Source organism: Coriobacteriia bacterium (assembly GCA_003149935.1).
Taxonomy (GTDB): domain Bacteria; phylum Actinomycetota; class Coriobacteriia; order Coriobacteriales; family QAMH01; genus QAMH01.
In genome coordinates this window covers 137,530-162,726 of sequence record QAMH01000007.1, presented here as the reverse complement: position 1 = coordinate 162,726, position 25,197 = coordinate 137,530, and the positions used below count along the sequence as shown (strand labels likewise).

Annotated in this window: 17 protein-coding genes, 1 pseudogene and 1 riboswitch; of the genes and pseudogenes, 3 read left to right on the top strand and 15 right to left on the bottom strand. The window is 60.9% G+C overall.

Annotated elements, in window-relative coordinates:
• Positions 1-57: 57 nt before the first annotated feature.
• From DBY20_06655 to DBY20_06620, 8 genes and pseudogenes are all read right to left on the bottom strand, one after another.
• On the bottom strand, positions 58-705 hold the full coding sequence (locus DBY20_06655) for a hypothetical protein (GenBank protein PWL78531.1): 648 nt from the start codon (positions 703-705) through the stop codon (positions 58-60).
• Positions 706-968: 263 nt separating this feature from the next.
• Entirely contained in the window at positions 969-2,570 is a 1,602-nt protein-coding gene (purH, locus tag DBY20_06650; GenBank protein ID PWL78530.1) for a bifunctional phosphoribosylaminoimidazolecarboxamide formyltransferase/inosine monophosphate cyclohydrolase, read from the bottom strand.
• Positions 2,571-2,599: 29 nt separating this feature from the next.
• The gene (locus DBY20_06645; protein PWL78529.1) at positions 2,600-5,896 is read right to left on the bottom strand and encodes a hypothetical protein; all 3,297 of its coding nucleotides are present in this window, start codon (positions 5,894-5,896) and stop codon (positions 2,600-2,602) included.
• A gap of 73 nt (positions 5,897-5,969) precedes the next feature.
• A complete protein-coding gene (locus tag DBY20_06640) occupies positions 5,970-6,749 on the bottom strand; it encodes an ABC transporter (GenBank protein ID PWL78528.1) in 780 nt (259 codons plus the stop codon).
• 13 nt (positions 6,750-6,762) lie between these two features.
• Entirely contained in the window at positions 6,763-8,586 is a 1,824-nt protein-coding gene (typA, locus tag DBY20_06635; protein PWL78527.1) for a translational GTPase TypA, read from the bottom strand.
• 277 nt (positions 8,587-8,863) lie between these two features.
• On the bottom strand, positions 8,864-9,265 hold the full coding sequence (locus DBY20_06630; protein PWL78526.1) for a hypothetical protein: 402 nt from the start codon (positions 9,263-9,265) through the stop codon (positions 8,864-8,866).
• Positions 9,266-9,393: 128 nt separating this feature from the next.
• Positions 9,394-11,057 (bottom strand): annotated as a pseudogene (locus DBY20_06625) (energy-coupling factor transporter ATPase).
• A 3-nt stretch (positions 11,058-11,060) separates the two neighbouring features.
• Entirely contained in the window at positions 11,061-11,642 is a 582-nt protein-coding gene (locus tag DBY20_06620; protein PWL78525.1) for an ECF transporter S component, read from the bottom strand.
• A gap of 12 nt (positions 11,643-11,654) precedes the next feature.
• A riboswitch (FMN riboswitch) is annotated at positions 11,655-11,796 on the bottom strand.
• 67 nt (positions 11,797-11,863) lie between these two features.
• On the opposite strand from DBY20_06620, the gene DBY20_06615 reads away from it, so the two are divergent.
• Positions 11,864-13,150, top strand: coding sequence for an aminotransferase (locus tag DBY20_06615; protein ID PWL78596.1), 1,287 nt, complete (start codon positions 11,864-11,866; stop codon positions 13,148-13,150).
• 231 nt (positions 13,151-13,381) lie between these two features.
• Here the strand turns inward: DBY20_06615 and DBY20_06610 are convergent, their stop codons facing one another.
• The 3 genes from DBY20_06610 to DBY20_06600 all read right to left on the bottom strand — a co-directional run bounded on the left by DBY20_06610 (position 13,382) and on the right by DBY20_06600 (position 17,045).
• A complete protein-coding gene (locus DBY20_06610; protein PWL78524.1) occupies positions 13,382-13,732 on the bottom strand; it encodes a hypothetical protein in 351 nt (116 codons plus the stop codon).
• A gap of 420 nt (positions 13,733-14,152) precedes the next feature.
• Positions 14,153-14,572, bottom strand: a complete 420-nt coding sequence (locus tag DBY20_06605; protein ID PWL78523.1) for a hypothetical protein — start codon at positions 14,570-14,572, stop codon at positions 14,153-14,155.
• A gap of 4 nt (positions 14,573-14,576) precedes the next feature.
• On the bottom strand, positions 14,577-17,045 hold the full coding sequence (locus tag DBY20_06600) for a hypothetical protein (GenBank protein PWL78522.1): 2,469 nt from the start codon (positions 17,043-17,045) through the stop codon (positions 14,577-14,579).
• Between the two features lie 118 nt (positions 17,046-17,163).
• Between DBY20_06600 and DBY20_06595 the strand changes: the two genes are divergently transcribed.
• Positions 17,164-18,111 carry a hypothetical protein gene (locus tag DBY20_06595; protein ID PWL78521.1) on the top strand — a complete coding sequence of 316 codons (948 nt, stop codon included), beginning with the start codon at positions 17,164-17,166 and terminating at the stop codon, positions 18,109-18,111.
• Here DBY20_06595 and DBY20_06590 read toward each other — a convergent pair.
• From DBY20_06590 to DBY20_06580, 3 genes are all read right to left on the bottom strand, one after another.
• The gene (locus tag DBY20_06590; GenBank protein ID PWL78520.1) at positions 18,108-19,442 is read right to left on the bottom strand and encodes a hypothetical protein; all 1,335 of its coding nucleotides are present in this window, start codon (positions 19,440-19,442) and stop codon (positions 18,108-18,110) included. The genes DBY20_06595 and DBY20_06590 overlap by 4 nt on opposite strands.
• Before the next feature lie 30 nt (positions 19,443-19,472).
• The gene (locus tag DBY20_06585; GenBank protein ID PWL78519.1) at positions 19,473-21,419 is read right to left on the bottom strand and encodes an NADH:flavin oxidoreductase; all 1,947 of its coding nucleotides are present in this window, start codon (positions 21,417-21,419) and stop codon (positions 19,473-19,475) included.
• A 236-nt stretch (positions 21,420-21,655) separates the two neighbouring features.
• Positions 21,656-22,684, bottom strand: coding sequence for a hypothetical protein (locus DBY20_06580; GenBank protein ID PWL78595.1), 1,029 nt, complete (start codon positions 22,682-22,684; stop codon positions 21,656-21,658).
• Between the two features lie 436 nt (positions 22,685-23,120).
• Here DBY20_06580 and DBY20_06575 point away from each other — a divergent pair, with 436 nt between their 5' ends.
• Positions 23,121-24,371: a hypothetical protein gene (locus tag DBY20_06575; GenBank protein PWL78518.1), complete on the top strand. Its 1,251-nt coding sequence runs from the start codon at positions 23,121-23,123 to the stop codon at positions 24,369-24,371.
• A 140-nt stretch (positions 24,372-24,511) separates the two neighbouring features.
• Here DBY20_06575 and DBY20_06570 read toward each other — a convergent pair whose 3' ends face one another.
• Positions 24,512-25,108, bottom strand: coding sequence for a hypothetical protein (locus DBY20_06570; GenBank protein PWL78517.1), 597 nt, complete (start codon positions 25,106-25,108; stop codon positions 24,512-24,514).
• Between the last annotated feature and the right edge of the window lie 89 nt (positions 25,109-25,197).

Here is a 25,197-nt window from a genome sequence, read left to right as displayed (position 1 = left end):
CTACTAACTACTTTGAGACACGGACAATCACGAGCCTATGATTGTATCTCAATGCCTCTATTTATTCAGGCTCCAGAGCCTATCGAAGCATTCGGAGAGCTTGGTGACGACAGGGCCGGTCGTGCCCTCCACGGGGACGATGCCGAACTCGTCGCTTACGGCAAAGACTTCCGCGCTTTCGCCGAACTCAAGCTCGTCCTGGGTAAGGGTGTAACCAAGCGTCTTTGCGAGATCGCGGACAAAGGTGTCAGCGGCATGGTTGGATGACGCTTCCGTGTAGAGCTCGTCACCCTTAGCAACCCATAGCGTACCGGGCACGTCGCTTGCATCGAGCATCGCACGGGTGAATTGCGGAGTTGGGCTCAGTTCCTCGAGCCGCACGTCAACCATACCCTCGGGATCGACGGTAAGGACGATGACACCATCGGGCATTTCATAGAGCTTGTTATCGCGCACCCACTCCAGGCGCGAGCGTACCCATGCCTGAACCGCAGGGCCCACATTGAATGCGGCAAGCGAGCGCAGGCGACGCTCATAGAGATGAATGGTCTTGTTGGTATAGCGCCAACGAAACTCAAGCTTGGAGGACGGCAGGTTTTGCGCGCGCCATTCCTCCTCGCTGATGCCTTCGCTTTCTGCCACGTCTGCAACGGTCTCGGGCTTCGAATTCCCGACTTTGTTATATGGAATCGCCTCTTCGGCCATGTACGCTCCCCAAATGAGACAAATGGACAGGGACGCTGTCTCATTTTTACATCCCTGTGCATATTTTTTTCGATTGTGTGAGAGCAAGCGAATTCACATGCACGTTTTTTGCGATTATGTGAAGGTGATTGCGTCTACCGCTTCACAAAATCGCAATTTTCTTGCACAGCGGGCCTGCTGGTCTCACAAAATCGCAATTTTCTTGCAGTGAGACAGCGTGCCTGGCACGCTGTCTCATATCCTGGTCAATGCAATAGAACTGTCTAATGCCTGAAGTGACGGTGCCCCGTGAAGACCATCGGCATACCGGCCTCGTCGGCACACTCGATGGAGAGGTCGTCGCGAATCGAGCCGCCCGGCTGGATGAGCGCCGTGACGCCAGCATCGCGCAGGACCTCAAGCGTGTCGGGGAAGGGCAGGAACGCGTCACTCGCGGCAACGGCGCCCTTGGCCTCATCGCCCGCCTGCTCGACGGCGATGCGCGCGGAATTCACGCGGTTGGGTTGGCCGCCGCCAATGCCCACGGTGCGAGTACCCTTGGTCAGGATGACCGCGTTGGACTTCACGCACTTGCAGCACTTCCAGGCAAAGAGCATGGCGTCCATCTGCTCGTCAGTCGGCTTTGTCGTGGTGGGACACGAAAACTCCGTGTAGTCCTCGCTAACCGTGTCGACGGTCTGCATGACGACGCCACCCTCGACCGCACGAATGTCCGGATCCCCGCCCGGGGGATTGATGCCGCCGGTACGCAGAATGCGGGCGTTTTCCTTCTGGGAGAAGATCTTCAATGCCCCCTCGTCGTAATCGGGAGCGATGACAACCTCGATGAACTGCTTGTTGACCTCGACGATTTCACGGGCAACGTCCTCGGTAACCGTCTGGTTGAAGGCCATGACGCCACCGAAGGCGCTCACGGTGTCGCACGCCCATGCATCCTTGTAGGCTTCCAGCATGGTTTTTCCGCTGGCGATGCCGCACGGCGTGAGATGCTTGATGATGACGCAGGTGGGCACGCCCATGTCGAACTCGCGCACGGAAGCCCACGCGGCATCGGTGTCGAGGTAATTGTTGTAGCTGAGCTCCTTGCCCTGCAGCTGCTCGGCCGCAGCGAGGGTGTGCTCGTCGGCCTCAGGGGCAGGACCAGGAACGCCCACGCGCTTGCGCTTGTAGAACGCAGCGTGCTGGTGGGGATTTTCGCCGTAGCGAAGATCGGCCTCCTTGTGAAGGACGACGCGCTCGTCCTCCCAGAACGGACCCTCCTCGACCAGCTCGTTGTGCAGCCAGGAGTAGATGGCGTTGTCATAGGCACTCGTGAGGCGGAAGACCTCGAGGGCAAGATCCTTGCGGGTCTTGAGCGTAGTCGCGCCATCGTTGTTCCTCATCTCGAACAGAATGGCATCGTACATCGCCGGATTGGTGACGACAGTGACAGACGCATGGTTCTTGGCCGCACTGCGCAGCATGGAGGGGCCGCCGATGTCGATGTGCTCGACGGCGTCCTGATAGTCGACGTCGGGCTTGGCGATGGTCGCCTCGAAGGCATAGAGGTTCACGACCACCATGTCGATCATGCCGATGCCGTTATCCTCTGCGTCCTTCATGTGGCTTGCAAGGTCGCGGCGCGCGAGCAAACCGCCATGCACCTTGGGATGCAGGGTCTTCACGCGGCCGTCCATCATCTCGGGAAAACCCGTGAGCTCGTCGATGGCAACGACGGGAATGCCCGCCTGCTCGAGCACCTTGGCAGTGCCACCCGTGCTCACGATCTCGACGCCAAACTCATCGACAAGGGCACGCGCGAAATCCTCGATGCCCGATTTATCGGTGAGTGAGATAATAGCGCGCTTGATTTTGGGATCCGGCATGAAAGCCCCTTTCCTTTTGACCGTACCTTCTAGGAGTTCTCGATAACCTTGAGAAGCAGACGAGTCATGTACTCGAGCTTGTCCTCTTCGACAATATTGGCGGTGTCCTCGGCCGTATGCCAATCCACGGGAGCGACACCGTTATCGGCAAAGCCCATGACGGTGAGGGCGCGCATGCCGGCAATCATGGCCGGTGTTGCATCGGTATTGCGCCACTCGAGACTCTTTGCCTTCATCTCGGTGCCGCGCACCTCCTTGGAGGCCTTCTTGACGAGGCTCATGAGGCGACGGTCGGCGCGACGGGGCTTGCCCGTGCCCTCGACGTCGATGTAGGAAATGGTGCCAGCACCCACGGCCTCGAGGTTGATGATGAGCGAGCCGCGCAACTCGGAAGAATGCAAGTCAAGGAAGTTCTTCATGCCCTGGGCACCAGCGCCGGAGGCACCGAGCGCGACGAACCAGACCTCCTTGTCGAGCAGGTCGTTTTCGGTCATGGACACGACGGACTCGCGAATCTGGGCCGCGCGCTGACGCACGGCGTCATAGGCGCTTTCGGCCTCTTCCTCGAAGTAGCCGCCGCCCTTCCATCCGTAATCGTCCTCGTCGCTCCAGGGGTCCGCGCCACCTGTATCATAGTCTTCGGCACCGTTCTTGTTCTTGCGGTTGAACAGGCCGCCCACCTTGTCGACCGCATTGCGGAAACGAGACTCGGGGATGTTGATCTCGGTCGTCTGTCCGGCAGCCATGAAGCTGTCGAGGGCAGCGTCATCGGCAATCACGCTGTTGTCGGCCGTGTCGGCAAAATCGCCGGCATCAATCACGGGCATCGCGCCCGAAAGGGCGGGGAACGAGCCGGTGAGTGACGGGAACGAGGACGTATTGGCAGCAGGAACGACCGTCTCGCTCGTCTGCCTGTAGGCTGCGGAGTAGCCGCTCGTGCGCTGGCGTGGCGCGGGGCGCGAGCTACGCTCGCTCGAGGCGGCTTCGTCCTTGGGCGCGAAGGGATCGTAGTCGGGCGTAGCCTGCGGGGTATCCTCGAAGGTGGAGCTGACCGGCGCCTCCTGGCGGTTCTCCCCCAGGTGGATGTCGCGATTGTGCGTGGCGCGCGTCGGCACAAACTGCTGCGTGACGTGACGCGCCGTCGGCTTCTTGCGCTGCGCCTTGGCCGTGGCGGGAATCACGGACTCGATTGCCGGAGCGACCTCGACAACTTCCTCTTCGACGGCCATTTCCTCGAAGTCGGCCTGCTCCTCTCCGGAGTCGACGACGGGGATGCTCTGCAGCTCGGGGCGCGATGCGCGAGCGGCAAGGCTCTCGTGCGCCATCTTGCGCTCCTCGCGCTCCTTGTCATCCGACGAGCCGATGTTGGGAATGCGCGAAGTCAGCTGCTGCTTGCGCGGGGCATCGGCCTTCTCCTCGGCGCTTGCCTCGGTCTTGACCTCGACACGTGTGAACAAGCCACTCGCATCCGGACTCAACTCGTCGAGCTGGTCATCCGGGATGTCGAGATTGATGGCGGTTGCAACGGCCTCGACGATCTCTGCCGCCTGCTCCTCGTGCTGCTCGGCGGCGGCTTCCTCGGCCTGGGCCGTCTCGACGACCTCGGCCATCACGGCATCGACGACCTCTTCGGTCACCGGATGCTCGGCATCGAAAATCTCTTCGGTCTCGGGCTCAGCCTCGGCTTGCTGCACGCGCGCTCCGCCCGTGGCGGCAGGAGCGTCAGCAAAACGCGAGCGATACGAAAGCACGGGAGCATCTTCGTCTTGAGGCGCGGCGACGGCCTTCTTCTCGAGATCCTTGGCGGCCTTCTCCTTGGCGGCGGCATACCACGAGGGCACGGGGCGCGCGACCTGCGGGCCCTCGTCGTGCGAGCGTATCGGCGTCTCGATGGGCGCGTAGACGGGGGCCGGAGCGGGAGGCTCCTCCTCGACTACCTCTTCTGCGGCGACCTCGACGGCCTGCGGTGTTTCTTCGGTTTGCGCCTCGACCTCAATGGGTTCCTCGCCAGCCTGTGTAGCCTCGGCCGCAATCTCAGCCTCGAGCTCAAGCTCGGCCTCGTCATGATGCTCGTCGTCGTTGCCCATGTACTCGGCAAAAATCACGGCATCGTCAAGCCGCTCGACCGGCTTCTTGTTTGCCTGGTCGATTTCCTCGTCGAGCGTGAAGTCGATATCGGGGACCTGCATATCGGAAATCGCACCCGGCTTTGCCGGCACGACCTCGGCATCCTCCTGCTCGAACTCGACATCATCGAGCGAGAAGGCGTCAGTCGAAACGGTATCGAGATGCAGCTCCTCGGCAGCCGTATCAGCCAGGACATCGAGCTGCTCTTCGGGCGTGAGCGCGGGGAAGGCGACCGTCGCATCGGCACGCACGCCGTCGTCGTCATAGGTGACCTCGACGCCCTCGGGGATGAGGCCCTCGGCGTATGCCTCCTCGGCACTGTGCATGACAGGCTCATCGCCGCCGGTGGAAGGTGCGAAGGAGTCGACCGGGCCCATTGCGCCGTCGTCTTCCTCCTCCTCGACAAGCCCGAACCTGAAGGAGTGATCCCTCATGTAGCGCTCGCGCTCATCGGGATTAACGAGCAGACGGGCAACGGACAGGAGCACCGCGATGGACGATGCGTTGTCATTGCCGCCCGAAATGTAGGGCGTGAAGCGGCTTGCAACGATGCAGGCAGCCGCAGCCAGCACGTAAACGCTCGCGATGAGCGAGATGACCCAGAGAACCGTGTCGATGACCTCGGGCCAGGAAAGCGGCAGCAACCTGATGAAGAGCACGGCGACAAGCCCGACCATGCAATAGAAGATGATCTTGTGCAACAGCGGTGCATGGCCGATGAGCTGGGGCGATGCCTCGGGCTGAGCACGCACGGTATCGACATGCGCGGCGATGATGATCTTCTTGCGACGGCGCGAATCGTGGACCATGCTCGCGGGCACGTACTTTGCCACGACGTTCTGAGAGACGCCGCTTGCGCGCATCTTGGAGAGAATGGGATTGTTGTTGTTCTCGGTGAAGTAGATGAAGAGGCCAGCAGCCACGAGGATGAGACCGATGATGAACATGCTGAGCGAGATGCCGGGCACGAAAATGCCAATGCCGGAAATGACCGTACCAAGGGCAGACGCAACATACGCGAGAACGTAGGGCCAGCGCACGCCTGACGGTGTCGCGAACTCATCGACGCTCACGTCGAGGCCATCATCGGATAGCTCCTGGGCGATGTAGAGCGACGCCTGGTGCTCTTCCTCCGTGCTGACTGGTCGCGGGCCGATCTGGTCGGCCAGTACGTTTACATATTCCATGAGATCAGCCATATGGCTCTCCTCCAGTTACTGCATCTGCGTTTAATTGGTCTATTTTATCGTAACCGTCTGCAACTCCAAAAGACTACTGCAGGTGATAGCGCCCATCCATCTCGACGAGCGTGATGGGTACGCCAAAGAGGTGGCGCAGCTTCTGCGTCGTGAGGACCTCTTCCTTGGGACCATCGGCGACAATGTGCGCATCCTGTAGCATGACCACACGCTCGAACTCCGGCATGATGTCGCCGACGTTATGCGTGATGACAAGAACCGTGTGACCGGCCTTGGCCAGTGCGGACAGCGACTGGCGCATGTTCCAGGCACCCTCGGGATCGAGGCCGAGCGTCGGCTCGTCGAAGATGAGCAGCGCGGGCCCGTTGATGAGGGCACGGGCGATGAGCGCGCGGCGCGCCTGGCCCGTGGAAAGCGTGAGCATGTCGCGCTCGGACAGCGACGGGATGCCGATCTCGCGGATGGCCTTGCGCGCCTGCTCGACCTGCTCGTCGGAGGCACCGATGTGGAAGGGCACGCCGACGCTTCCGAAAAAGCCGCCGAGCACGATGTCGAACACCGTGCGGTGCACCATCATGCGCTCCTGCACATCGGTGGATACGAGGCCCACGGTCTCGATGAGGGTCTCCTCGGAGGGATCGGGCTGGCCCATGAAGAGCACCGGCGGCGTCTCGCGCCAAACCGGCTCGATTTCCTTGGTGAGCAGTTTGACCAGCGTCGACTTGCCTGAGCCGTTGGGTCCGAGCACGACGATGTGCTCGCCTTGGTTGATGACGAAGTCATCGACGTCGAGGATTACACGGCCGTCCATCTTTACTTTTGCGTCATGAAGACGAAGCAGTTCCTGGGTCATGGTGGCTCCTTAGCTATTTGCCCAATGCACGGGCGCGTTCCTTCTTTCTTCCAATCTTATCGAGCGTGCGCTTGCGCAAGCGAATCGATTTGGGAGTGATCTCGACGAGCTCGTCATCGGCAATGTACTCGAGCGCCTCCTCGAGCGTGAACTTGACCGGAGGCGTGAGCATGATGGCCTTGTCGGCGCTCGACGCACGCTGATTGCCGAGCTGCTTGGTCTTCGACACGTTCACGTCCATGTCGCCTTCCTTGGCGTTCTCGCCCACGATCATGCCCTCGTAGCATTCGTCACCGGGCTCGACGTAGAGCGTGCCACGCTGCTGCAGCGTGTCGAGCGCGTAGGCGACGGCCTTGTCGGAATGCATGGCAACCATGGCGCCGTTCTTGCGCATGCCGAGCTCGCCACGCATGGGGCCATACTCCGAGAAACGGTGGCTAAAGATGGCCTCGCCGTGACTCGCGTTGAGTATCTTGGTGCGCAGGCCCATGATGCCGCGCGTCGGGATCTTGAAGGAGAGGACCGTCTGGTCTTGATGCGTGGTCATGTTGGTCATCTCGCCACCGGCCGTGCCAAAGAGCTCGATGATCTTGCCCGAGTACTCCTCGGGCGTCTCGACCGACGCGTCCTCGATGGGCTCCATCTTGACGCCGTCAATGGTCTTATAAAGCACGCGGGGGCGCCCGACCTGGAACTCATAGCCCTCGCGGCGCATGGTCTCCATGAGCACGGAGAGATGCAGAATGCCGCGACCGGCAACCTCGATACCGCTTTTGTCCTCGAGCTCCTCGATGCGCATCGAGATATTGGCCTCGCCCTCGCGCATGAGGCGCTCCTTGAGCTGACGGCCGCCAACGATATCGCCTTCCTTGCCCACAAGCGGGCTCGAGGATGCCTCGAAGATGACCGAAAGCGTTGGCTCCTCGACCTCGATGGGTTCCATCTCGACGGGGTTCTCGATGTCGGTCACGACGTCGCCCACGTCCGCGTCCTCGACGCCAACGATGGCGATGATGTCACCGGCTTCGGCGCTCTGCGCTTCCTCGCGGCCCAGGGCCTCAAAGGTGTAGAGGTGCTTGATGGTGGTCTCGTAGCGAGTAGTGCCGTTGTTCTTGATGACAAGCACCTGCTGACCAGCTTCGATGGAGCCGGAGAACAGGCGACCCGTGCCGATACGACCCACGTACTCGGAATGGTCGACCGTGCAAATCTGCATGGCGACGGGGCCGTCCGGGTCGACATCGGGCGCGGGAATATGCTCGAGGATGGTATCGAGCAGCGGCAGCATATCCATGTTGCCGTCATCCGGATCGAGGCGTGCGTAGCCGTTCATCGCGCTCGCGTAGACAGTCGTGAAGTCGAGTTGCTCATCGCTTGCGCCCAGCTCGAGCATGAGCTCGAAGACCTCATCGAGGACTTCGTCGGGACGCGCACCCGGGCGGTCAATCTTGTTGATGACGACGATGGGCACCAGATTGAGGCTGAGGGCATGCTTGAGAACGAAACGCGTCTGCGGCATGGGGCCCTCGAAGGCATCGACCAGCAACAAGACGCCGTCGGCCATCTTGAGCACGCGCTCGACCTCGCCACCGAAGTCGGCATGGCCCGGCGTGTCGATGACATTGATCTTCACGTCCTTGTAGCGGATGGAGACGTTCTTGGAGAGAATCGTGATGCCGCGCTCGCGCTCCTGATCGTTGGAGTCTAAGACGCGCTCCTCGACTTGCTGGTTCTCGCGGAAGACACCGGCAGTTTGCAGAAGGCGATCGACGAGTGTGGTCTTGCCGTGATCGACGTGCGCGATGATGGCGATGTTGCGGATATGTTCTTGAAGCATGTGCGTTATCCCGTTGTCAGCTGTATTTCGTACAGCCTTGCAGGATACCACGCTTGATGCGCTCGCGCAGCATTTCATTGCGGGAATGGAGGGACGGGACGACGGACGACGGGAAGCTTGCTCTCGCACCCGACCCGCGTCTCGCGCGATGCCGCTGCGGAACTCGCGCGCACAGATCGCGCGCTCAGACAGTCCTCGCAAGACCGCATCGCGCTCACCGTGGGTCTGCTCGAGATGCTTCCCGTCGTCCGTCGTCCCGTCTAGCGCTCGTAAACCGCTACCCGAAGAGAAGCTCTTCCTCGCCAGCCGGCATGGGTTCGCTCACCTCGATGTGACCATCCTCGTCACGTCGGTACAGCATGAAGCCGCTCCATGCGCAATCCATGCCGCGCTCGGCAAACTCGAAGAGCAGGGCCGGCTGCCCCGAATCGGTCTCGTCCTCCTGAACGAAGCCCTGGGTGAGCAACGCATAGCGCGTGCAGTCCTTGCCATAGGATCGCACCTGCTCGCGAGCGGCACGATAGCAGCCATCGGGCGTGTCATCCTCGAAGGTCAATAGTTCGTCATCGCAATCCACCGCAAGCATGACGGGAACATCGTCATGCACGTCGAGCATGTCAATCGCTGTCTGGATGAGTGCAATCGAAAGCTGATCGAGCTCAGGCGAAATCTGCGGCATGGTTATGTACCTCTCTATACGGTAGGCGTGACAGTGGGGACGGGGCTTCTGTCACGTCTGTGTGTCAGGGGGTCAGACCCCTTGGCACATGTCGCGAATCCAGCGTGACAGAAGCCCCGTCCCCACTGTCACGCATGCAACGTAATCAGCGCCTCGACAAGCTGTTGCTCATCGAGAATGGGCTCGGGCAATACGAGCCCGCGTTGTGCCAATTCTAGGGCAAACTTCGTAGCGCGGGGCACGTCAAGGTTGATGCGACGCAACTCGGCGGCGTTTTGCGCCGTGAACAGCTCGTCGGGTGTTCCCTGCATGTGCAGCACGCCATGATCGAGCACGACGATGCGCGAGCAGAGCTCGGCGACGTCATCCATCGAATGCGAGACGAGAACGATGGTGAGGCCCTGATCGTTGAGGTCACGCAGGTAATTTCGAATCTCGTCCACCGTCGCCGGATCCATGCCGGCAGCAGGCTCATCGAGCACGAGCACGCTCGGCTCCATCGCGAGTATGCCGGCAAGCGCCACGCGACGCTGCTGACCGCCCGAGAGATCGAAGGGGCTTCGTTGCGCGATGGCATCGTAATCCAACCCCACATGATCGAGGGCCTCTCGCACACGCCGATTAACCTCGTCATCGGATAATCCCAAGTTGCGAGGACCAAAGGCGACGTCTTCGGCAACCGTGTTGGCAAAAAGCTGCGTCTCGGGATATTGGAAAGCCAAGCCAACCTTCGTGCGCACCTCGCGACGCAGCTTGCGCTCGCGCGTATCGAGCCCATCCACGAGCACGCAGCCGGCTGTGGGAACGAGCAGGGCGTTCATGAGCTGCACGAGCGTTGACTTACCCGAGCCAGTGTGACCAATGACGCCCAGAAATTCGCCATCCTCCACGACGAGGTCGATGTTCTGGAGGGCGTCATGCTCGTCATCGTAGGAGAAGCTCACCTGTTCGAAAGCAATTGGCACAGCTCCTCCTCCAGTTTCTCCTCGGAAAGCCCCATCCCGACCTCGACACCTCGCGCGCGCAGGTCCTCCGCGAGTTGAATCGAGAACGGCAACTCGAGGCGCAACGCACGCAGCGCCGTGGCATCGGTAAAGACCTCATCGGGCGTGCCCTCGAGTGCGATGCGTCCGCGATCGAGCACGACGACGCGGTCGGCGCCGAGCGCGTCTTCCATGAAGTGCGTGATGAGCACGACGGTCATTCCGTCGGCATTGAGCTCGTGGGCCACGCGCGTGATGCCGCGCCTGCCGCGTGCATCGAGCATGGCGCCCGGCTCGTCGAGTATGAGGATTCGCGGCCGCATGGCCAGAACGCCCGCGATGGCGATACGCTGCTTTTGGCCGCCGGACAAACTTTCGATTTCGTCAAGCGCATGATCTTGCATGGCAACGGTCGCAAGCGCCTCTTCGACGCGCGCGCGAATCTCGTCGGGAGCGAGGCCAAGGTTTTCCGGGCCGAAGGCGACGTCGTCGCGCACGACGGAGGCGACTGCCTGATTGTCGGGATTCTGGAACAACATGCCCGCGCTCTCTCGGATGGCAAAGACGCTGTGCTCATCGCGCGTATCGAGGCCGCCTACCGCGACACATCCGCTCGTGGGCGTAAGCAGCGCGTTGATGTGCTTGGCCAGCGTCGACTTGCCCGAGCCATTGGCGCCGAGAACAGCGACGAATTGTCCGGCCTCGATATCCAGGCAGATGTCATCGAGCACGCAGGGTGCATCTGCCTTGTACGAAAACGATACGTGATCGAACGAAATCTTGCCTGGATTGTCGAGGCCGTCACCCATGCACTAGTCCTTGGACATGAGGTTCTCGACCGGCTTGTAGAGCACGAAGGCGAGCACGTCGTTGATGAGGATCTTGAGCGCGTTGAAGGGAAGCAGGATGGGAATGATCATGGCTGCGACCGTTGCCACGTTCGTCCCCGTGTATATGGGCGTGATAAGCAGATTGCCCACGATGGCGCCGGCCAGCGAGAGGATGGAGCCTACGATGATGCCGATGAGCAGCGTCGTACGCGTCCCCTTGGTGCGATAGATGAGCGCCATGGGCACGATCCAGCATGCCACGGCGATGATGGTCATGAGCGAGCCCCAAGGATCACCCATGATGAGGCCATGGATGGCAGCCGAGGCAATGCCCACGAGCAAGCCAGCACCCACACCAAGGCCGCAGGCGGCAAAGCCCGCGATGACGGCCGACGGGTCGTACTTCAGAAACGGCGCTGCGGGAAAGATGGGCGCCTCGATGAAGGACAGGATGAGCGAAAGTGCCGTGAAGAGCGCGAGCAGGACGAGCTTGCGCGTGCTCCATGTGGCCTTGCGTGATTGCTGCGGGGTGACGCTCCCGCCTGCGTGAGAGATTTCGGACATAGTAATCCGCTCCTTTCTGCTCTCTCATCCGGACTATGACCGTCGGCTCCAGAGTCTCACTGGATCGGCCCTTCCGAAGAAGGGTTTGCGGGCTGCACGGCGCCTCTGGCCGCTTACCGCCGGTGGGGAATTCCGCCCCGCCTTGAACAGATGCGTCGTTCATTATAGCCATTGCGTCTATAATGGGCGCCGACATTCTCACCACGAAGAAAGAAGCGGGCATGACCGAGTACAAGGACCTGAGCACAGACGAGATGCGCACGCTCTATGACGCGCTTGAGAAGCAATACGAGAAGTATTGCGCCTTGAATCTCGAGCTCAACATGGCCCGTGGCAAACCGAGTCCCGAACAGCTCGAGCTCAGCATGCCGATGCTCGACTGCGTTAACTCGACAAGCGACTACCGCGCCGCCGACGGCACCGACTGCCGCAACTATGGCGTGCTGGCCGGCCTGCCCGAAGCGCGCACGTTCATCGCCAGCATGCTCGATGTTGCGCCCGAGCAAGTCATCGTGTGCGGCGCCTCGAGTCTCAACGTCATGTTCGACACCATCGCACGTGCCTGGATTTCCGGCCTAGGCGGACAGCTGCCCTGGAGCAAGCTCGATAGCGTCAAGTTCATCTGCCCTGTTCCTGGCTATGATCGTCACTTCGCCATCTGCGAGCACTTCGGCATCGAGATGATTCCCGTCGAGCTGGGCGAGGATGGCCCGGACGTCGCCGAGGTCGCGCGCCTCGTGGCAGACCCGGCGGTCAAGGGCATCTGGTGCGTCCCGCAATACTCGAATCCCTGTGGCTACACCTACTCGGACGAAGTCGTGCGCGGGCTGACCGCACTTGAGCCGGCTGCCAGCGACTTCAGGATCTTCTGGGACAATGCCTACGCCGTGCACCATCTCTATGATGAGCCCACGCAGCAGGATCACGTGCTCAACATCATCGATGCTTGCGCCGATGCGGGCAATCCCGACATGGTCTTCGAGTTCTGCTCGACCTCGAAGGTGACGCTTCCCGGAGCGGGTATCTCGGCTTTTGTTTCCAGCGTTGCCAACGTAAATGAAATGCTCGCGGCGATGGGAGCGCAGACCATCGGGTTCGACAAGCTCAACCAGCTGCGCCACGTGCGCTTTTTGGAAGATGCCGAGGGCGTTGCCGCGCACATGAGCAAGCACGCGGAACTGCTGCGTCCGCGTTTCGAGAAGGTGCTCGAGATCTTCGACGAGGACTTGGGTGGCACGGGCATTGGAAGCTGGACCCACCCGCGCGGTGGCTACTTCATCAGCTTCACCGGTCTTGACGGTACGGCCAAGGCGACCGTAGCCAAGGCAAAAGATGCTGGCGTCGCGCTGACGGGCGCTGGTGCGACCTGGCCATGCGGGAACGACCCACACGACTCCAACATCCGCATCGCGCCGAGCTTCCCGAGCATCGAGGAGCTCGAGCAGGCGGCACGCATCTTCACCGTCTGCGCGCGCATGACCGCCCTCGAAAAGCTCATGGCCGAGTAGCGGGGCTGCCCCCGTTGCCCTTTTCGACTGGAGGGGCGAAGCCCTCACCGTTGTCATTTCGACTGGAGGGGCGAAGCCCCGGAATGGAGAAATCCCGATCTACCGTTACGGCAAGACCGAGATTTCTCGACTTCGCAGCCTTCGGCTGCTTCGCTCGAAATGACAGTGGGGACCACTTCGGCTGCTTCGCCCGAAATGACAAAAATGAGACAGTTGCTCAGAGCAGTTGTCTCATTTCTCGACAGGGCGTGAGGAGTCGGAAATCCAGTCGATCCAGCTACCCTCGTAGCATTTCTGGCAGATGTTGCCAGCATTCTCGAGCAGGTCGCAGGCCTCGCGAGCAAGTCCGCCGTTGTAGCAGTAGACGATGAAGTCCTTGGTGGGGTCGATTCCCGCGTCGAGGACCTCGCGCAGGAAGAACTCGGTCGTGTCCTCCGGTGCTTCCTTGGCCTCCAGAAGCGGAGCCGAGACCGCACCGGGAATGCGGCTTTCCAGGTACATGTCCTTGGGACGCACGTCCACGATGGGCATCTTGCCAAGGTGCTCGAGCACGTAGGCGGCATCGACGATTTCGTATTTCATGGGAACCTCCTTTTATAGTCGGTAGCGATGATTTCATTTTAGCAGCAGAACGAGAGCATGAGACAGATTGGACAGGTACATCTGTCTCACTAAGCGAAAGCGGCCCCGGAAAACCGAGGGCCGCTTCGCCTTGCTTCACTCGCGCAGGAACAGGATGCACGTTTTTTTCGATTATGTGTAATCACTCAGCGGCATATGCAGAAAAAACGCGATTGTGTGAAGCCACCTGACGGGGAATGCACGTTTTTTCGATTATGTGAGACCCTGTAATCCGAAGGTCTCACATAATCGCAATTTTTCTGCAAGGTCCTCGCTGCAGTCTCACATAATCGAAAAATCTTTGCACGGGCCGTGCTGCAACCTCACAAAATCGAAAATTCCTTGCATGACCCGCGCAATCGCCCCACATTTGCGCTCTGATTATTGGCGGGTGCTTGCGTACTCGATACAGGAGCGCGTCGTCGTGCCGGCATCGTCGAGCTCCCAGAACCGCGCACCGCGAGCCTCGAGTCGTGCACGAGCCTGCGAGTAGGCGGAGTCCGGGTCGTCGGCATCGCCAAAGGCCAACGCAAGCGTCGGGCAATCCATTACGCAGAACTGCGGTTCGCCCTCCTTCATGCGCTCGGGACAGAAGGTGCAGTTGGGCAGGTAGATAGGCTGCCACCACATGTGCAGGTCGGGATAGACGCCCTCAGGACGGTCGATGCCGGCGCCCGATCCATGCGTCTTGATCTCGACACGGTACTCGTCATCTTCCAGGTGGTTGCCAACCTTGCAGCCCATCGCGCACGTCCAGCAGCCAATGCAGCGGTCAATGTCGACCAACATCTTGTAAGCCATGGCTCTAAGCCTCCTTTACGATGGTGCCCTGCGGATTGGGCGTAATCTCACCCTCGAACTTGCGGATGTCGCACCACGAATCCCAGTAGCAGTCGGTCGAGCCCGTGAGCGAACTCATCGACTCGACGTACGGGTTGGGATGATGACCTGCGGCAAGCCAATCGGCAAACCACTTGTCCTCGAGCGGGCCCTGCGAATCCTTGCCGGCGCACTGGTGCGTGATCTCGGCGTAGGTGCCCTCCTCGAACTGGCGGCGACGCCAGCCGAACCACACGTGAACGGTGCCATCGGGCACGCTCTCGTCGAGCACGAGGCGCGTGACGACGTGGCCACGCTCGTTGAAGACCTCGACCATGTCGTCCTCGGCCAGACCAAGGCGCTGCGCCTGGACGGGATTGAGCCTCGTCGCCGGCGTCTCGCCCGACAGCTTCACGGTGATTGGATCGTCGGTGAAGCTCGATTGCATGAAGAAGCGCTGGCGGCCGGTGAAGAGCTGGTAGGGATACTCGGTCGACTTGCCGATCTTGTTCGGCTCGAGCACCTTGGTCGTCGCCATGTCGAGCTCGGCGAGCTTCTCGGAGTACATGATCTCCATGCGGCCGGTCTCGTTGTCGAGGACCTCGGCGGGGTTGAGGTATGGCGTGTACTTGGGCTCGGGCGGCGCGGCGGCGCGGATCATCTTCTCGGCCTTGAGGCGCTCGTAGGTGACGGGCGGCTGGACACCAGCAATCAGCGGGTACTGCGTCTGCAGGCGGATGTCGATGTACTCGGGGATACTCATCGTGAAGTAGTCGCCGAGACCGACGCGCTTGGCGAGCTCGCTGAAGACCCAGACGGGCTCGTGGCCGTCAACCTGCGGCTCGATGGCCGGCTCCTGCAGGATGATGTGGTTGTAGCAGGCGCCCGTGATGAGGTCCTCACGCTCGAAGGACATGAGGTCGGGGAGCACGTAGTCGGCGATTTCGCCGGTGTCGGTGAGCCACACGTCGTAGTCGACGACGAGCTCCATGCCATCGACGACGTCGAGCCAACGCTGACGGTCGGGCTGCTGGTGCACGGGGTTGCCCGAGCACACGATGAGCGCCTTGTAGGGGCTATCGGGAGCCTCGGCCTTGGCGAACCACTCGCCCATGCGCACCGGCACGGACTTGACGCCGGGCACGCCATCGGGGCAGCTGATGGGCAGGTCGTTGAAGACGAGCGGCCAGCTCTGGAGCTGCAGCGCCTCGAAGACGCCGCTGCCCGGCTTGCCCAGGCGGCCGGTCAGCGCGCCGAGCAGGAGGAACTGGCGGTAGGTCTCATTGGAGTTGCGGTAGCGCAGACCATAGCCCGACAGGATGAAGGCGTTCTCGGCCTCGACCCAGTCACGCGCGAGGCGCTCGGCGTCTTCGGCGCCGATGCCGCACTTCTCGGCAGCCAACTCGAAGGTGTACTCCGCGGCCGCGTCCTTGAGCTTCTGGAGCGCCGTCGTGTAGCTCTTGCCGTCGATTTGATAGCTGCCAAACAGCGGGATATCGGCACCCTCGGGATACGCGCCGGCCTTGGGCGCAACGGGCACGGCCGCATTGCTCGCCGCATCCCAGACGAGGTAGTTACCCTCGCCATCACGCGCCAGCAGGCCGGTCTCATCGTCGACGAGATAGGCAGCGATGGAGCGAGCGAGCAGGTACTCGCTTGCCTGCAGGTCGTTTTGCAGGATGTAGTTGACCATCGCCATCGCCAGGTAGCCGTCGGAGGCTGGCTTCATCGCGACGAACTCGTCGGCAAAGCCGGCGGTGCCGTCGAAGATGAGGCCGAGGTCGACGATGCGGGCGCCGGCCTCGCGTGCGCGCACGAGGTTCTGGGCGCAGCGCATCTGGTTCTCGATGGGGTTGCAGCCCCACACGTAGATGAGGTCCGTGCCGACCATGATGCGCGGGTCGATGACCGTGCGCGGAAACTCGCTGCCGGCATTGTAGAACTCGGCATAGAACGGGCCGTTGTCCAGGCCGATCGAACCGAGCGGGACGGTGACGCCAAAGGTGTTCGCGAAGCGGAACGGCATCAGGTTCTCGAAGCTGTACTGGGCGGGAACGCCTGCGCCAAGATTCCAGAGGACGACCTTGTCCGGGCCGTACTCGTCGCGAATCTTGCAGAGCTTCTCGCCGATCTCGTCGAGGGCCTGATCCCAGCTGATCTCCTCCCACTTGCCTTCGCCGCGCTCGCCGACGCGCTTGAGCGGCTTCTTCAGGCGCTTGGGATCATAGGGCTGACGGCCTGCAAGGCAGCCCTTCTGGCAGATGTGCCCATCGGGCTCTTCCGGGGCCGAGTAAACGATACGCTCCATGCGCTCGATCTTGCCATCTTTCACGATGGTCTTGAGCGCACAGTAGTCGTGATCGCCCCAGCCAGGGCAGGCGGTGTAGACGAACGATTCTTCCGACATGCGAAACTCCTCTCGCTCTCTCTTTGCTGGCTGCGGCATGCGACGCATCCGCGATGACCAGTCACGACCAGATTACGCCCATCCATCCTTATGTAAAGCATTTTTCATTAACAATATATGCATTAAATAATATTGTGGTTGAATAATTTTTCGCAAAGCCAGCGTAATGGGGGCTTTCATGATCGCAGCAGAACTTGGCCAGGAACGCCGCAAACTCGAGGACGTCAATCATCCACAGCATGTCGCCGCAGTCGAGGGCCTGTCAGACTACCTCACCATCATGAATCTGCTGTACAAATCCATCAGTCGCATCCTGGAAAGCGACTGTTCTCTCACGACTCTGCAGTACCGCATGCTTTTGCGCCTGCTATCGGCCCCGCGGCAGACCATGCGCAGCACCGACCTTGCCGCCAACCTGTGCGTCGGCGTGAGCACGGTTTCGGCTGCAGTTCCCCACCTTGTGGACGACGGGCTCGTCACGAGGACGGAAGACCCCGATGACATGCGCGTAGTGTCGCTCGCCCTTACCGCCAAGGGAGCTTCGTCCATCGAGCGGGCGGATTACCACGTCGGGCAGTTCTTGCAGAACTACTGGAAGAACCTCACGCCCGAGCAGCTCGAAGCCGCCTTCGCCAGTTCGACCGATGCGGTGACCCTGCACGACGCGCAGCGCATCGAGAACGGCAAATTCCGCCTGGACACGGCATTCTTCGACACCATCATGATCTCGCGCACGCTCACGGCGCAACGTCTACGCGAACTCGGCCTCAAGACGTCCGAGCTCCGCGTATTGCTCGCGCTCTACGTGCTCGGTCCCAACGTGACCGCATCCCGCATCGCCGACTACCTTTTCCTGAAGAGCAGCGACATCACGGCACCCATGAAGACCCTGGAATCTCAGGGGCTCATCTCCAAGGAACGTAGCACGGAAAACCGCCGGACCAAGTTGCTGCAGTTGACGCAAAAGGGGCGTGACCGAACGGAAGGGCTGCTTCTTCCCACGCATGACGCGCTCCTCGAGACGTGCCACAGCGACGAAGAGGCCGTGCGCATACACCTGAGCGCCGCGCAAGGCGTCGTCACGCGCGAGCGCAGCATGAGGCTTTTCGGCTAGGAGCGGTCATTTGCGCGCTTGGCGCGATGGCCGGCGATAAGCGCGATTGCCGTGAGCACGCTGGTGACGATGGAGAAGCCCAGCGCGATTTCGGGGATGAGGCTTTTGCTCAGCATGTCGATGATGATGCCGCCTAGGAAAGCGCCCAGCGCCTTGCCCATGTCACCGAAGAAATACAGCTCCCCGTTGACGACGCCCCAGTGCTCCTTTGGCGCCGACTTGGCGGTAAGCGTCTTGATGAATGGCGAGCTAAGTCCGACGGAGATCCCATAACCCACGGCGGCGACGATGAGCGTGACGAGAGAGGGAAATGCGGCCAGCAGGGCAAACCCCACTATCTGCGCCGAGATCACGGGCAGGAGCAGCCAGGTTTTCTCGCTATCGAACAGTTTGCCGCCCAGCAGCCGGCAAGTCAGAGTCGTAGCTCCCGCGACGACGAAGAAGAGGGCGCCCATCTCGATTCCGGTGTATCGGGCGAATATCAGGATGAACGAGATGCAGAAGCCCTTGGGCATGCGGCGCGCAAACGACATGGCCAGAAAGGGAAACACCTGCGGCATGAGATACGGCTTGATGAGGGCGCGCAGGCGTTGGCCAGCGGTGAGCTTGGGCGTGTCGCCTTGCTGCGCGACAGGCGGCGTCTTCTCTTCGCGCTTGGTGTCCTGCACCGCGTCCGCGGTGGTGGTTGTGGATGCCGCGGACGCGTCTTCACCTTGCGGTGCCGCTGCCTGCTGAGCCCTCTTCGCCTCCGCACGCTCTGCCCGCTTGAGCAGGAAAACCATGAGCATGGCGGCCAGCATGAGCGCAACGTAGAATCCGAAGAACCCCTGGAATCCGATACCGTCGAGAAGTCCCGTGGCGACGAGCGCACCGAACATGGTGCCCAGTGACGTCCCCGCTCCCTTGATTCCCATGCGCCGACCCATATGCTTCATGGAGGCAGTGCTCATGACGGCAACGGTCATGACATTGGTCGCCAGCGCGAACGCCGCGCCCTGGAGCACGCGCGCGGCCATCACAACGAAGAAGTCGTCCCATACGGCGGGAATGGCGACGCCCAGAAGCAGTCCCAGCAAACTTGCCATGAGGACCCGGTAATGGGAGAAGTGGTCGGTGATCTGCCCACCGACCAGACGCATGACGGTGCTTGCCAGCGTGAACACCGCGACGAAGGTGCCGCCGATGGTGGCCGAATAGCCGATGCTATCGTAGTAGTAGGGAATACCGCTGTTCAGGCCCTTCATGTAGAGGGCCGTGAACGCCGTCACGACGACCAGGACGACCAGCGAAATGACATCCATGCGCGATGTATGTTCGGTCTGCTTGTTCATGATGCGTTCATTGTTCGCGTGTGGGGTCTGTTACACATCCAGCGCGGCGTGGTAGGCCTCGTAGATCGCGAGCGTGATGTTGGCCGGCCGCTGGGCATCGCCGATGACGCGTACGAAAGGCGCACCATCGCGTAGCTCGTCGACAACCGCGCTGCGCGAGCGCTGACCGATGGCGGCGATGACCGACTGACACGGCACCACTCTCCCCTCGCCATCGATGGTGACCGTTACGCCATCGGCGTCCACGCACTTCGCGGCCGCACCCGTCAGCACGTCAATATCCTCGCCCTCCAGCTCTGCCAGCAAGATGGGACGATGGCGAATGTTGGCATCGGGAGCCAGTTCGGAACGCATCTCGATGAGGTGCACCTTGTGACCCGTGCGTGCCAGTTGCAGCGCGCACTCGCAGCCGGTGAGACCGCCGCCAATGACGGTGACCTCTGGTCCCGGCTCGGCGCCGTCCAGGTAGAGCTCGTCTATGGAAATCACGCGAGCGTCCTCAGCCACGGGGAAGGGGAGCTTGATGGGCTCGGAGCCTACGGCGATGATAAGCGCGTCGGGGTCGAGCTCTTCGCACAATGCGGCGGTCACGGGTGTCTCGAGCCGAATGTCGACGCCGGCCTCGCGGCACAGATGCGCATAGGTGCGCCCCAACTCGTACATGTCGTACTTGAAGGGAAGCGCCGCCTCGGTGCGCAGGATGCCGCCGAGCTCGTCACTTGCCTCGCATAGCGTCACGTCATGGCCGCGTAGCGCTGCGGTGTGGGCCGCCTTCATGCCGGCAATGCCACCGCCGGCCACGAGCACACGCTTTGGCCAGGCCGTGGGCGTCACGGTCAGCCCCTCGAACTCACGGCCGATGAGCGGGTTCACGGCGCAGCGACGTGTTTGGGTCACGGGGCGCTCGGCCATGCAGACGAAGCAACGTAGGCACTTCACGACCTCGTCACCCCGGTTGGCCATGACCTTGTTGGGAAGCTCGGGGTCGGCAAGCAGCGCGCGGGCCATGGCGACGGCATCGGCCTGGCCACTGGCGACGATTTCCTCCATCTGCGCCGGGTCGGACAAGCCGCCGATGGCGATGACCGGCACGGACACATGCTGCTTGATCTGCGCGGCCAGCGGCACATTGCAACCGTGATCGCGGAACATCGACGGATGGGTGATCGAGAAGCCAAACTGGTAGGAGCCGGCCGACACGTGAATGAGATCAACAAGATCCTCGAGGCCTTGGGCGATGCGGCATCCCTCCTCGATGTCATAGCCGCCGTCGAAAAGCTCCGAGCCACTCATGCGCAGCTCGATGGGAAAGCCGGGGCCCGTAGCCTCGCGAATCGCGGTGAGTATCTGGCGAGCGAAGCGCAGGCGGTTCTCGAGGGAACCGCCGTACTCGTCGGTGCGTTTGTTGAAGTACGGCGAGAGGAACTGGTTGATGAGCCAGCCATGCCCCGCATGCACCATGCACATCTGGAATCCGGCGCGCCGTGCCAACACGGCAGCGTTGGCGTAAGCGGCGACGATGTCATCGATCTGCTCGTGCGTGAGTGCCTTCACGGGGATGCCGTCGGGGCGCACGCCATCGGATGGCCCGTACTGGCACAGGTCGCCTTTTTTCTTCTTGTCCACCATATAAGTGCCCGCGTACTGGCCAGAATGCGACAGCTCGATGGAGGCGATGGCCCCGTGACGCTTGATGGCATCGGCAACGTAGGCAAACGCACCGAGCTGACCAGGGGTTGCGAGCGAGAGGTGCAGCATCTGCGAGCCGTCCGTCTCCGGGTGCACGACGAGCTCGCTCACGGTGACCGCAGCGACACCACCCTTGGCACGGGCCTCGTAGAAGCCTAGCGTGCGCAGGCCCGGCGTACCCTCTGCCGTGATGTCGGTGGCGCCCATGGGAGCAGACACCATGCGGTTGCGGAATGTCAGGTTGCCTACCTTGAGGGGTTTGCAGAGGTTGGGGTAATCGCGCTTCATGGGTCCCTCCCGGATCGTCGCGTTCTATTGGGCTGATTATCCTCCAATCGGCATGCGCTGGCTGGCAGCATGACGAGATTTCTCGACTCCGCTTCGCTCCGCTCGAAATGACAGCGGGGGCACCGCCTCGATCGAAATGACAAGTGGGAGCCGCTGCCTACTGTCATTCCGACCGAAGGGACCGTAAGGTCCCGAAGTGGAGGAATCTCGCCATTTTGCTCGAAATGGAAGTGGTTTCATTGCCCCGGTAGATAGTCGTAGGGCATCTTACGCGCGATGAGGTAGAAGATGACGATAACCGGGACAAGCGCGAGCGGAAACATGAGAATGGCGATGAGCGCGGCAGTGCGCACCGCGTAGAAGAGCACCCGCTGCGTTCCCATCCGCTTTCTCGTCTCGAACGACATATGCACGAGCTTGCCGCCAACCGTACTCCCATCGTTACGCCAGGGCACCACGACCTCGAAGACGACATAGGAAAGGGCGAAGCAGACGTACATCATGAGCGTCTCGGTCTGGGGCGCGGTAAGCCCCGCTATCGTGAAGGGCTCGTCGAGAAACGCCTCGCTCGCCAGGGCCAGCAACAGCCAAGGCCCCTCCGTGCACAGGGCGATAACAATCAGGTCAACCCAAAGGGCGACGCATCGCCGCACGAAGCCGGGGGCATGGGTCGTCTTCAGGAAGATGGCCTTCTCCTCGGGCAGCACGCGCCTTAGCCCATAGGCGCACCACCATCCAACGATGCCGCCAAGTGTGTTGCAGATAATATCGTCCACCTCGAAGGTGCGATAGGCGTACGGATAGATGCCAAAGAGGCCCGTGAGTTGTGCGGTCTCGATAAGAATCGTCGTCCCAAGCGAGATGAGCACGGTCACACCGAAGCCCAAGCGCAGAAAGCGCTTCGCTATGAAGCCAAGCGGTATGAACAGCACGATGTTGAATAGCAGCTGCAGAACCGCCTTGATACCGTCCTTCGCGATGTCGTGGACGAAGTTGAGAGGATCGAACTGCGGCGGGATGCCGTAGGTGATGCCCGGACCGGCATCACCACTGGGGAGCGGATAGAGCGTGAAGCAGCCCAGACCCGCGATGTAGAGGATGGCGAGGTAGGCACTCACGGCCGACGACAGGCGCAGTCGACCGTCACGATGATAGAGGTACACGAGCACGGGAAGCGTGAGAGCAAAGGAGAGGAACGGCCAGATGAGAAGAGCAGCTTTGAAGCTACCGCTAAAGCTGCTCAAAAACGAGCTGACTGACCCCATCTGCATCTCACCTCCATCGCGAAGTTCCTATCCATACGAGGTAAGTTACTAGATGATGGGGCCGCATGACCGAGAATGACAAGATTGTAAGCCGATGGGACTGGGGACAATAGAATCCAATGAGGGTGGAGTGAGATTTCTCGACTACGCTTCGCTCCGCTCGAAATGACAGTGGGACACCGCTTCGCTCGAAATGACAGGGGGGGGCGCTTCGCTCCGCTCGAAATGACAGCGGGAGCGGCGCCTGGCCCTTTTGTCATCTCGACTGGAGCGGCCGCAAGGCCGCGGAATGGAGAGATTTCCCTTTTTTCGCTCGAAATGACATATCGCATTTCTGTCTTTTTGGAAACTATACCGATAATTTGCTACCGAAAGACAAATAAACGCTGTATTATTCTTGACAGCAACATCATTAACACTTAAGGAGGCGTTTATTATGAAGACGCTTGCTTCAGGCCCCACTTCCATGCGTTTCTTCAAGGTCACCCTGGTCTCGGCAATTGCGCTCCTGTGCATTGGCATTGTCCTGAGCGCGTACTGCGCCTACAGCGCCTTCGCCGAAAACCCCACGCAAACCGTCGTGGATACGCAGGGAAACGAGCTCGAGGTCCCGACGTCAACAGTGCAGGACCAGACCCTGGCTAGCGACGAAGATGCTGGCCTCTCTCCCGCCGACAATTGCTCCATCACGCTCAACTACTACGAGATGGTCATGTTCGATGACCCCGACGTACCCAAAGACGAGAATGGCCTTCGCCTCATGGGGACGCGCACTCTCTCGGGCTTTCACGAAGGCCAGGAGCTAACTGCCTGGAGCTATGTCGTGGACATTCCAGGCTACTTCTTCTGGGATGGATGGCCCAACAGGATGGTCGTGTCGCGTGATCCGAGCCAAAACGTCTACACGCTCAACTACGTGCGGCTGTGGAATTCCGAATATACGGTCAACTACTATCTTATGACTGGCGCCGACCTAACTGCCGATTCGTGGAGCGGTGCCCTGGCGCCCCAAGATGTCGAGTTCACCAAACTCGGATCGGAGACTTTCACGAACCAGCGCTTCGACAAGCTCATCGTGGGCGATGCCTACGAGTACAAGATTGATGACACCTACGTGATCGACACGTATCCGGCCCAGATTCGCCTGGGCACGGACCCTGACAACAACGTGATCAACGTGCTTTACACGCCCTCGTCAACGACGCTGCCTGATGGCATCGAGATTCCCGATGGCATCTTCGACCACGACGACCAGATCACCACCTTGCCGGATGCCGTGGAAGTTCCCGATGGGGACGTCAATTATGACGATCAGATCACCACGTTGCCAGATGCCGTGGAGATTCCCGACCAGATCTTCGACCATGACGACCTCATCACCACGCTTCCCGATGACGTGATCGTCGAGGACTTCGTCGGGAATGGAAACGACGATGCGCCCGGCAACGGCGAGGCCGTTGACGACACGGTCGAGATCACCGACGAGATGCTCGAAAACCCTGTGAACAAGAAGGATGCCGAAGAGACCATCAACGCCTACACGACCGGCACGGAAAAGACCATGACGCTCGTCGAAACCGGTGACAGGACGATCGCCATCGTGGGCACGCTGGCGGGTATCGCGTTTCTCGCAGCCGTCGTGTTCGCCGTACTTGCCTGGCGTGGCCGCAAGCGCAGCACGGAGTAGGCGGCCCTCATCCTGACATCTTTGCGATACGCTCGCGCAACTCGTCAAGATGCTCTGTCCGACTTAGCCGAAAAGCGTCATGGCAAACAGGCGCGACCAGTAGTCGCGACAACCGGCATCGCTTTGCTCGCTCTCGCGTCTCACGTCTGCTGGCTATCCTCCACCAGCTTGTTCACGATATCGAACGCGTGATATAGGTAATCTGCGCCCCAGATGTCCTTCAGGTCGAAGCTTCCGCTCTCGCGACTCCTGTACGCGAAGATTCCCAGAAATCCGCCGATGACGAACTCCAGGGACGTACGGTCTCGCAAATCGAGCCCGTCCACATCGATGCCCAACTTGGCGCTCCACATCCTCAGGATGGCGTCATGTAACATGCGGCGCAGCTGGGAAGGAGCTCTATCATCGGCCAGGAGGCATACCCGATCCAGGCGCATCGAGAACTCGCTCTTCGAGAGGTAGTCGGGAAGCTGGGCATCTCCCCTGATCGCCTCGATAACCGTGTAGATGAACTGCGTCTCGACGAGGGACTCCGCCGCCGCACGGGCCAGCTCGTCGATGTTGTCGAAGTGGTAGTAGAAGGTGTTCTTGTTCACGCCGGCGGCGCGGCACAGCCCCACCACGCTTATGCCCTCGTAGGATCCTTCGGCAAGCGCATCCCAAAACGCCGCTTCCAACTTGTCACGGGCGGTATCATCGCCCTTTTTGTAGTGGGGTCTCGGCATGACTCTCCCCATCGACGAACCATGGATGCATCGGCTATTTAATTAGCCTGTGCAGCCAATTAACAGGAAGAATAGCATGCAGACAGTCCCGGCAGACGTTA

Excerpts from the sequence above, each read along its gene's own strand:
- DBY20_06620 (PWL78525.1), bottom strand. The coding sequence starts at position 11,642 with ATGTCCGAAATCTCTCACGCAGGCGGGAGCGTCACCCCGCAGCAATCA.
- DBY20_06590 (PWL78520.1), bottom strand. The coding sequence starts at position 19,442 with ATGAACAAGCAGACCGAACATACATCGCGCATGGATGTCATTTCGCTG.
- DBY20_06655 (PWL78531.1), bottom strand. The coding sequence starts at position 705 with ATGGCCGAAGAGGCGATTCCATATAACAAAGTCGGGAATTCGAAGCCC.
- DBY20_06595 (PWL78521.1), top strand. The coding sequence starts at position 17,164 with ATGGGGGCTTTCATGATCGCAGCAGAACTTGGCCAGGAACGCCGCAAA.
- DBY20_06585 (PWL78519.1), bottom strand. The coding sequence starts at position 21,419 with ATGAAGCGCGATTACCCCAACCTCTGCAAACCCCTCAAGGTAGGCAAC.
- purH (PWL78530.1), bottom strand. The coding sequence starts at position 2,570 with ATGCCGGATCCCAAAATCAAGCGCGCTATTATCTCACTCACCGATAAA.
- DBY20_06600 (PWL78522.1), bottom strand. The coding sequence starts at position 17,045 with ATGCGTCGCATGCCGCAGCCAGCAAAGAGAGAGCGAGAGGAGTTTCGC.
- DBY20_06575 (PWL78518.1), top strand. The coding sequence starts at position 23,121 with ATGAAGACGCTTGCTTCAGGCCCCACTTCCATGCGTTTCTTCAAGGTC.
- DBY20_06580 (PWL78595.1), bottom strand. The coding sequence starts at position 22,684 with ATGGGGTCAGTCAGCTCGTTTTTGAGCAGCTTTAGCGGTAGCTTCAAA.
- typA (PWL78527.1), bottom strand. The coding sequence starts at position 8,586 with ATGCTTCAAGAACATATCCGCAACATCGCCATCATCGCGCACGTCGAT.
- DBY20_06610 (PWL78524.1), bottom strand. The coding sequence starts at position 13,732 with ATGAAATACGAAATCGTCGATGCCGCCTACGTGCTCGAGCACCTTGGC.
- DBY20_06645 (PWL78529.1), bottom strand. The coding sequence starts at position 5,896 with ATGGCTGATCTCATGGAATATGTAAACGTACTGGCCGACCAGATCGGC.
- DBY20_06605 (PWL78523.1), bottom strand. The coding sequence starts at position 14,572 with ATGGCTTACAAGATGTTGGTCGACATTGACCGCTGCATTGGCTGCTGG.
- DBY20_06570 (PWL78517.1), bottom strand. The coding sequence starts at position 25,108 with ATGGGGAGAGTCATGCCGAGACCCCACTACAAAAAGGGCGATGATACC.
- DBY20_06615 (PWL78596.1), top strand. The coding sequence starts at position 11,864 with ATGACCGAGTACAAGGACCTGAGCACAGACGAGATGCGCACGCTCTAT.
- DBY20_06630 (PWL78526.1), bottom strand. The coding sequence starts at position 9,265 with ATGCCGCAGATTTCGCCTGAGCTCGATCAGCTTTCGATTGCACTCATC.
- DBY20_06640 (PWL78528.1), bottom strand. The coding sequence starts at position 6,749 with ATGACCCAGGAACTGCTTCGTCTTCATGACGCAAAAGTAAAGATGGAC.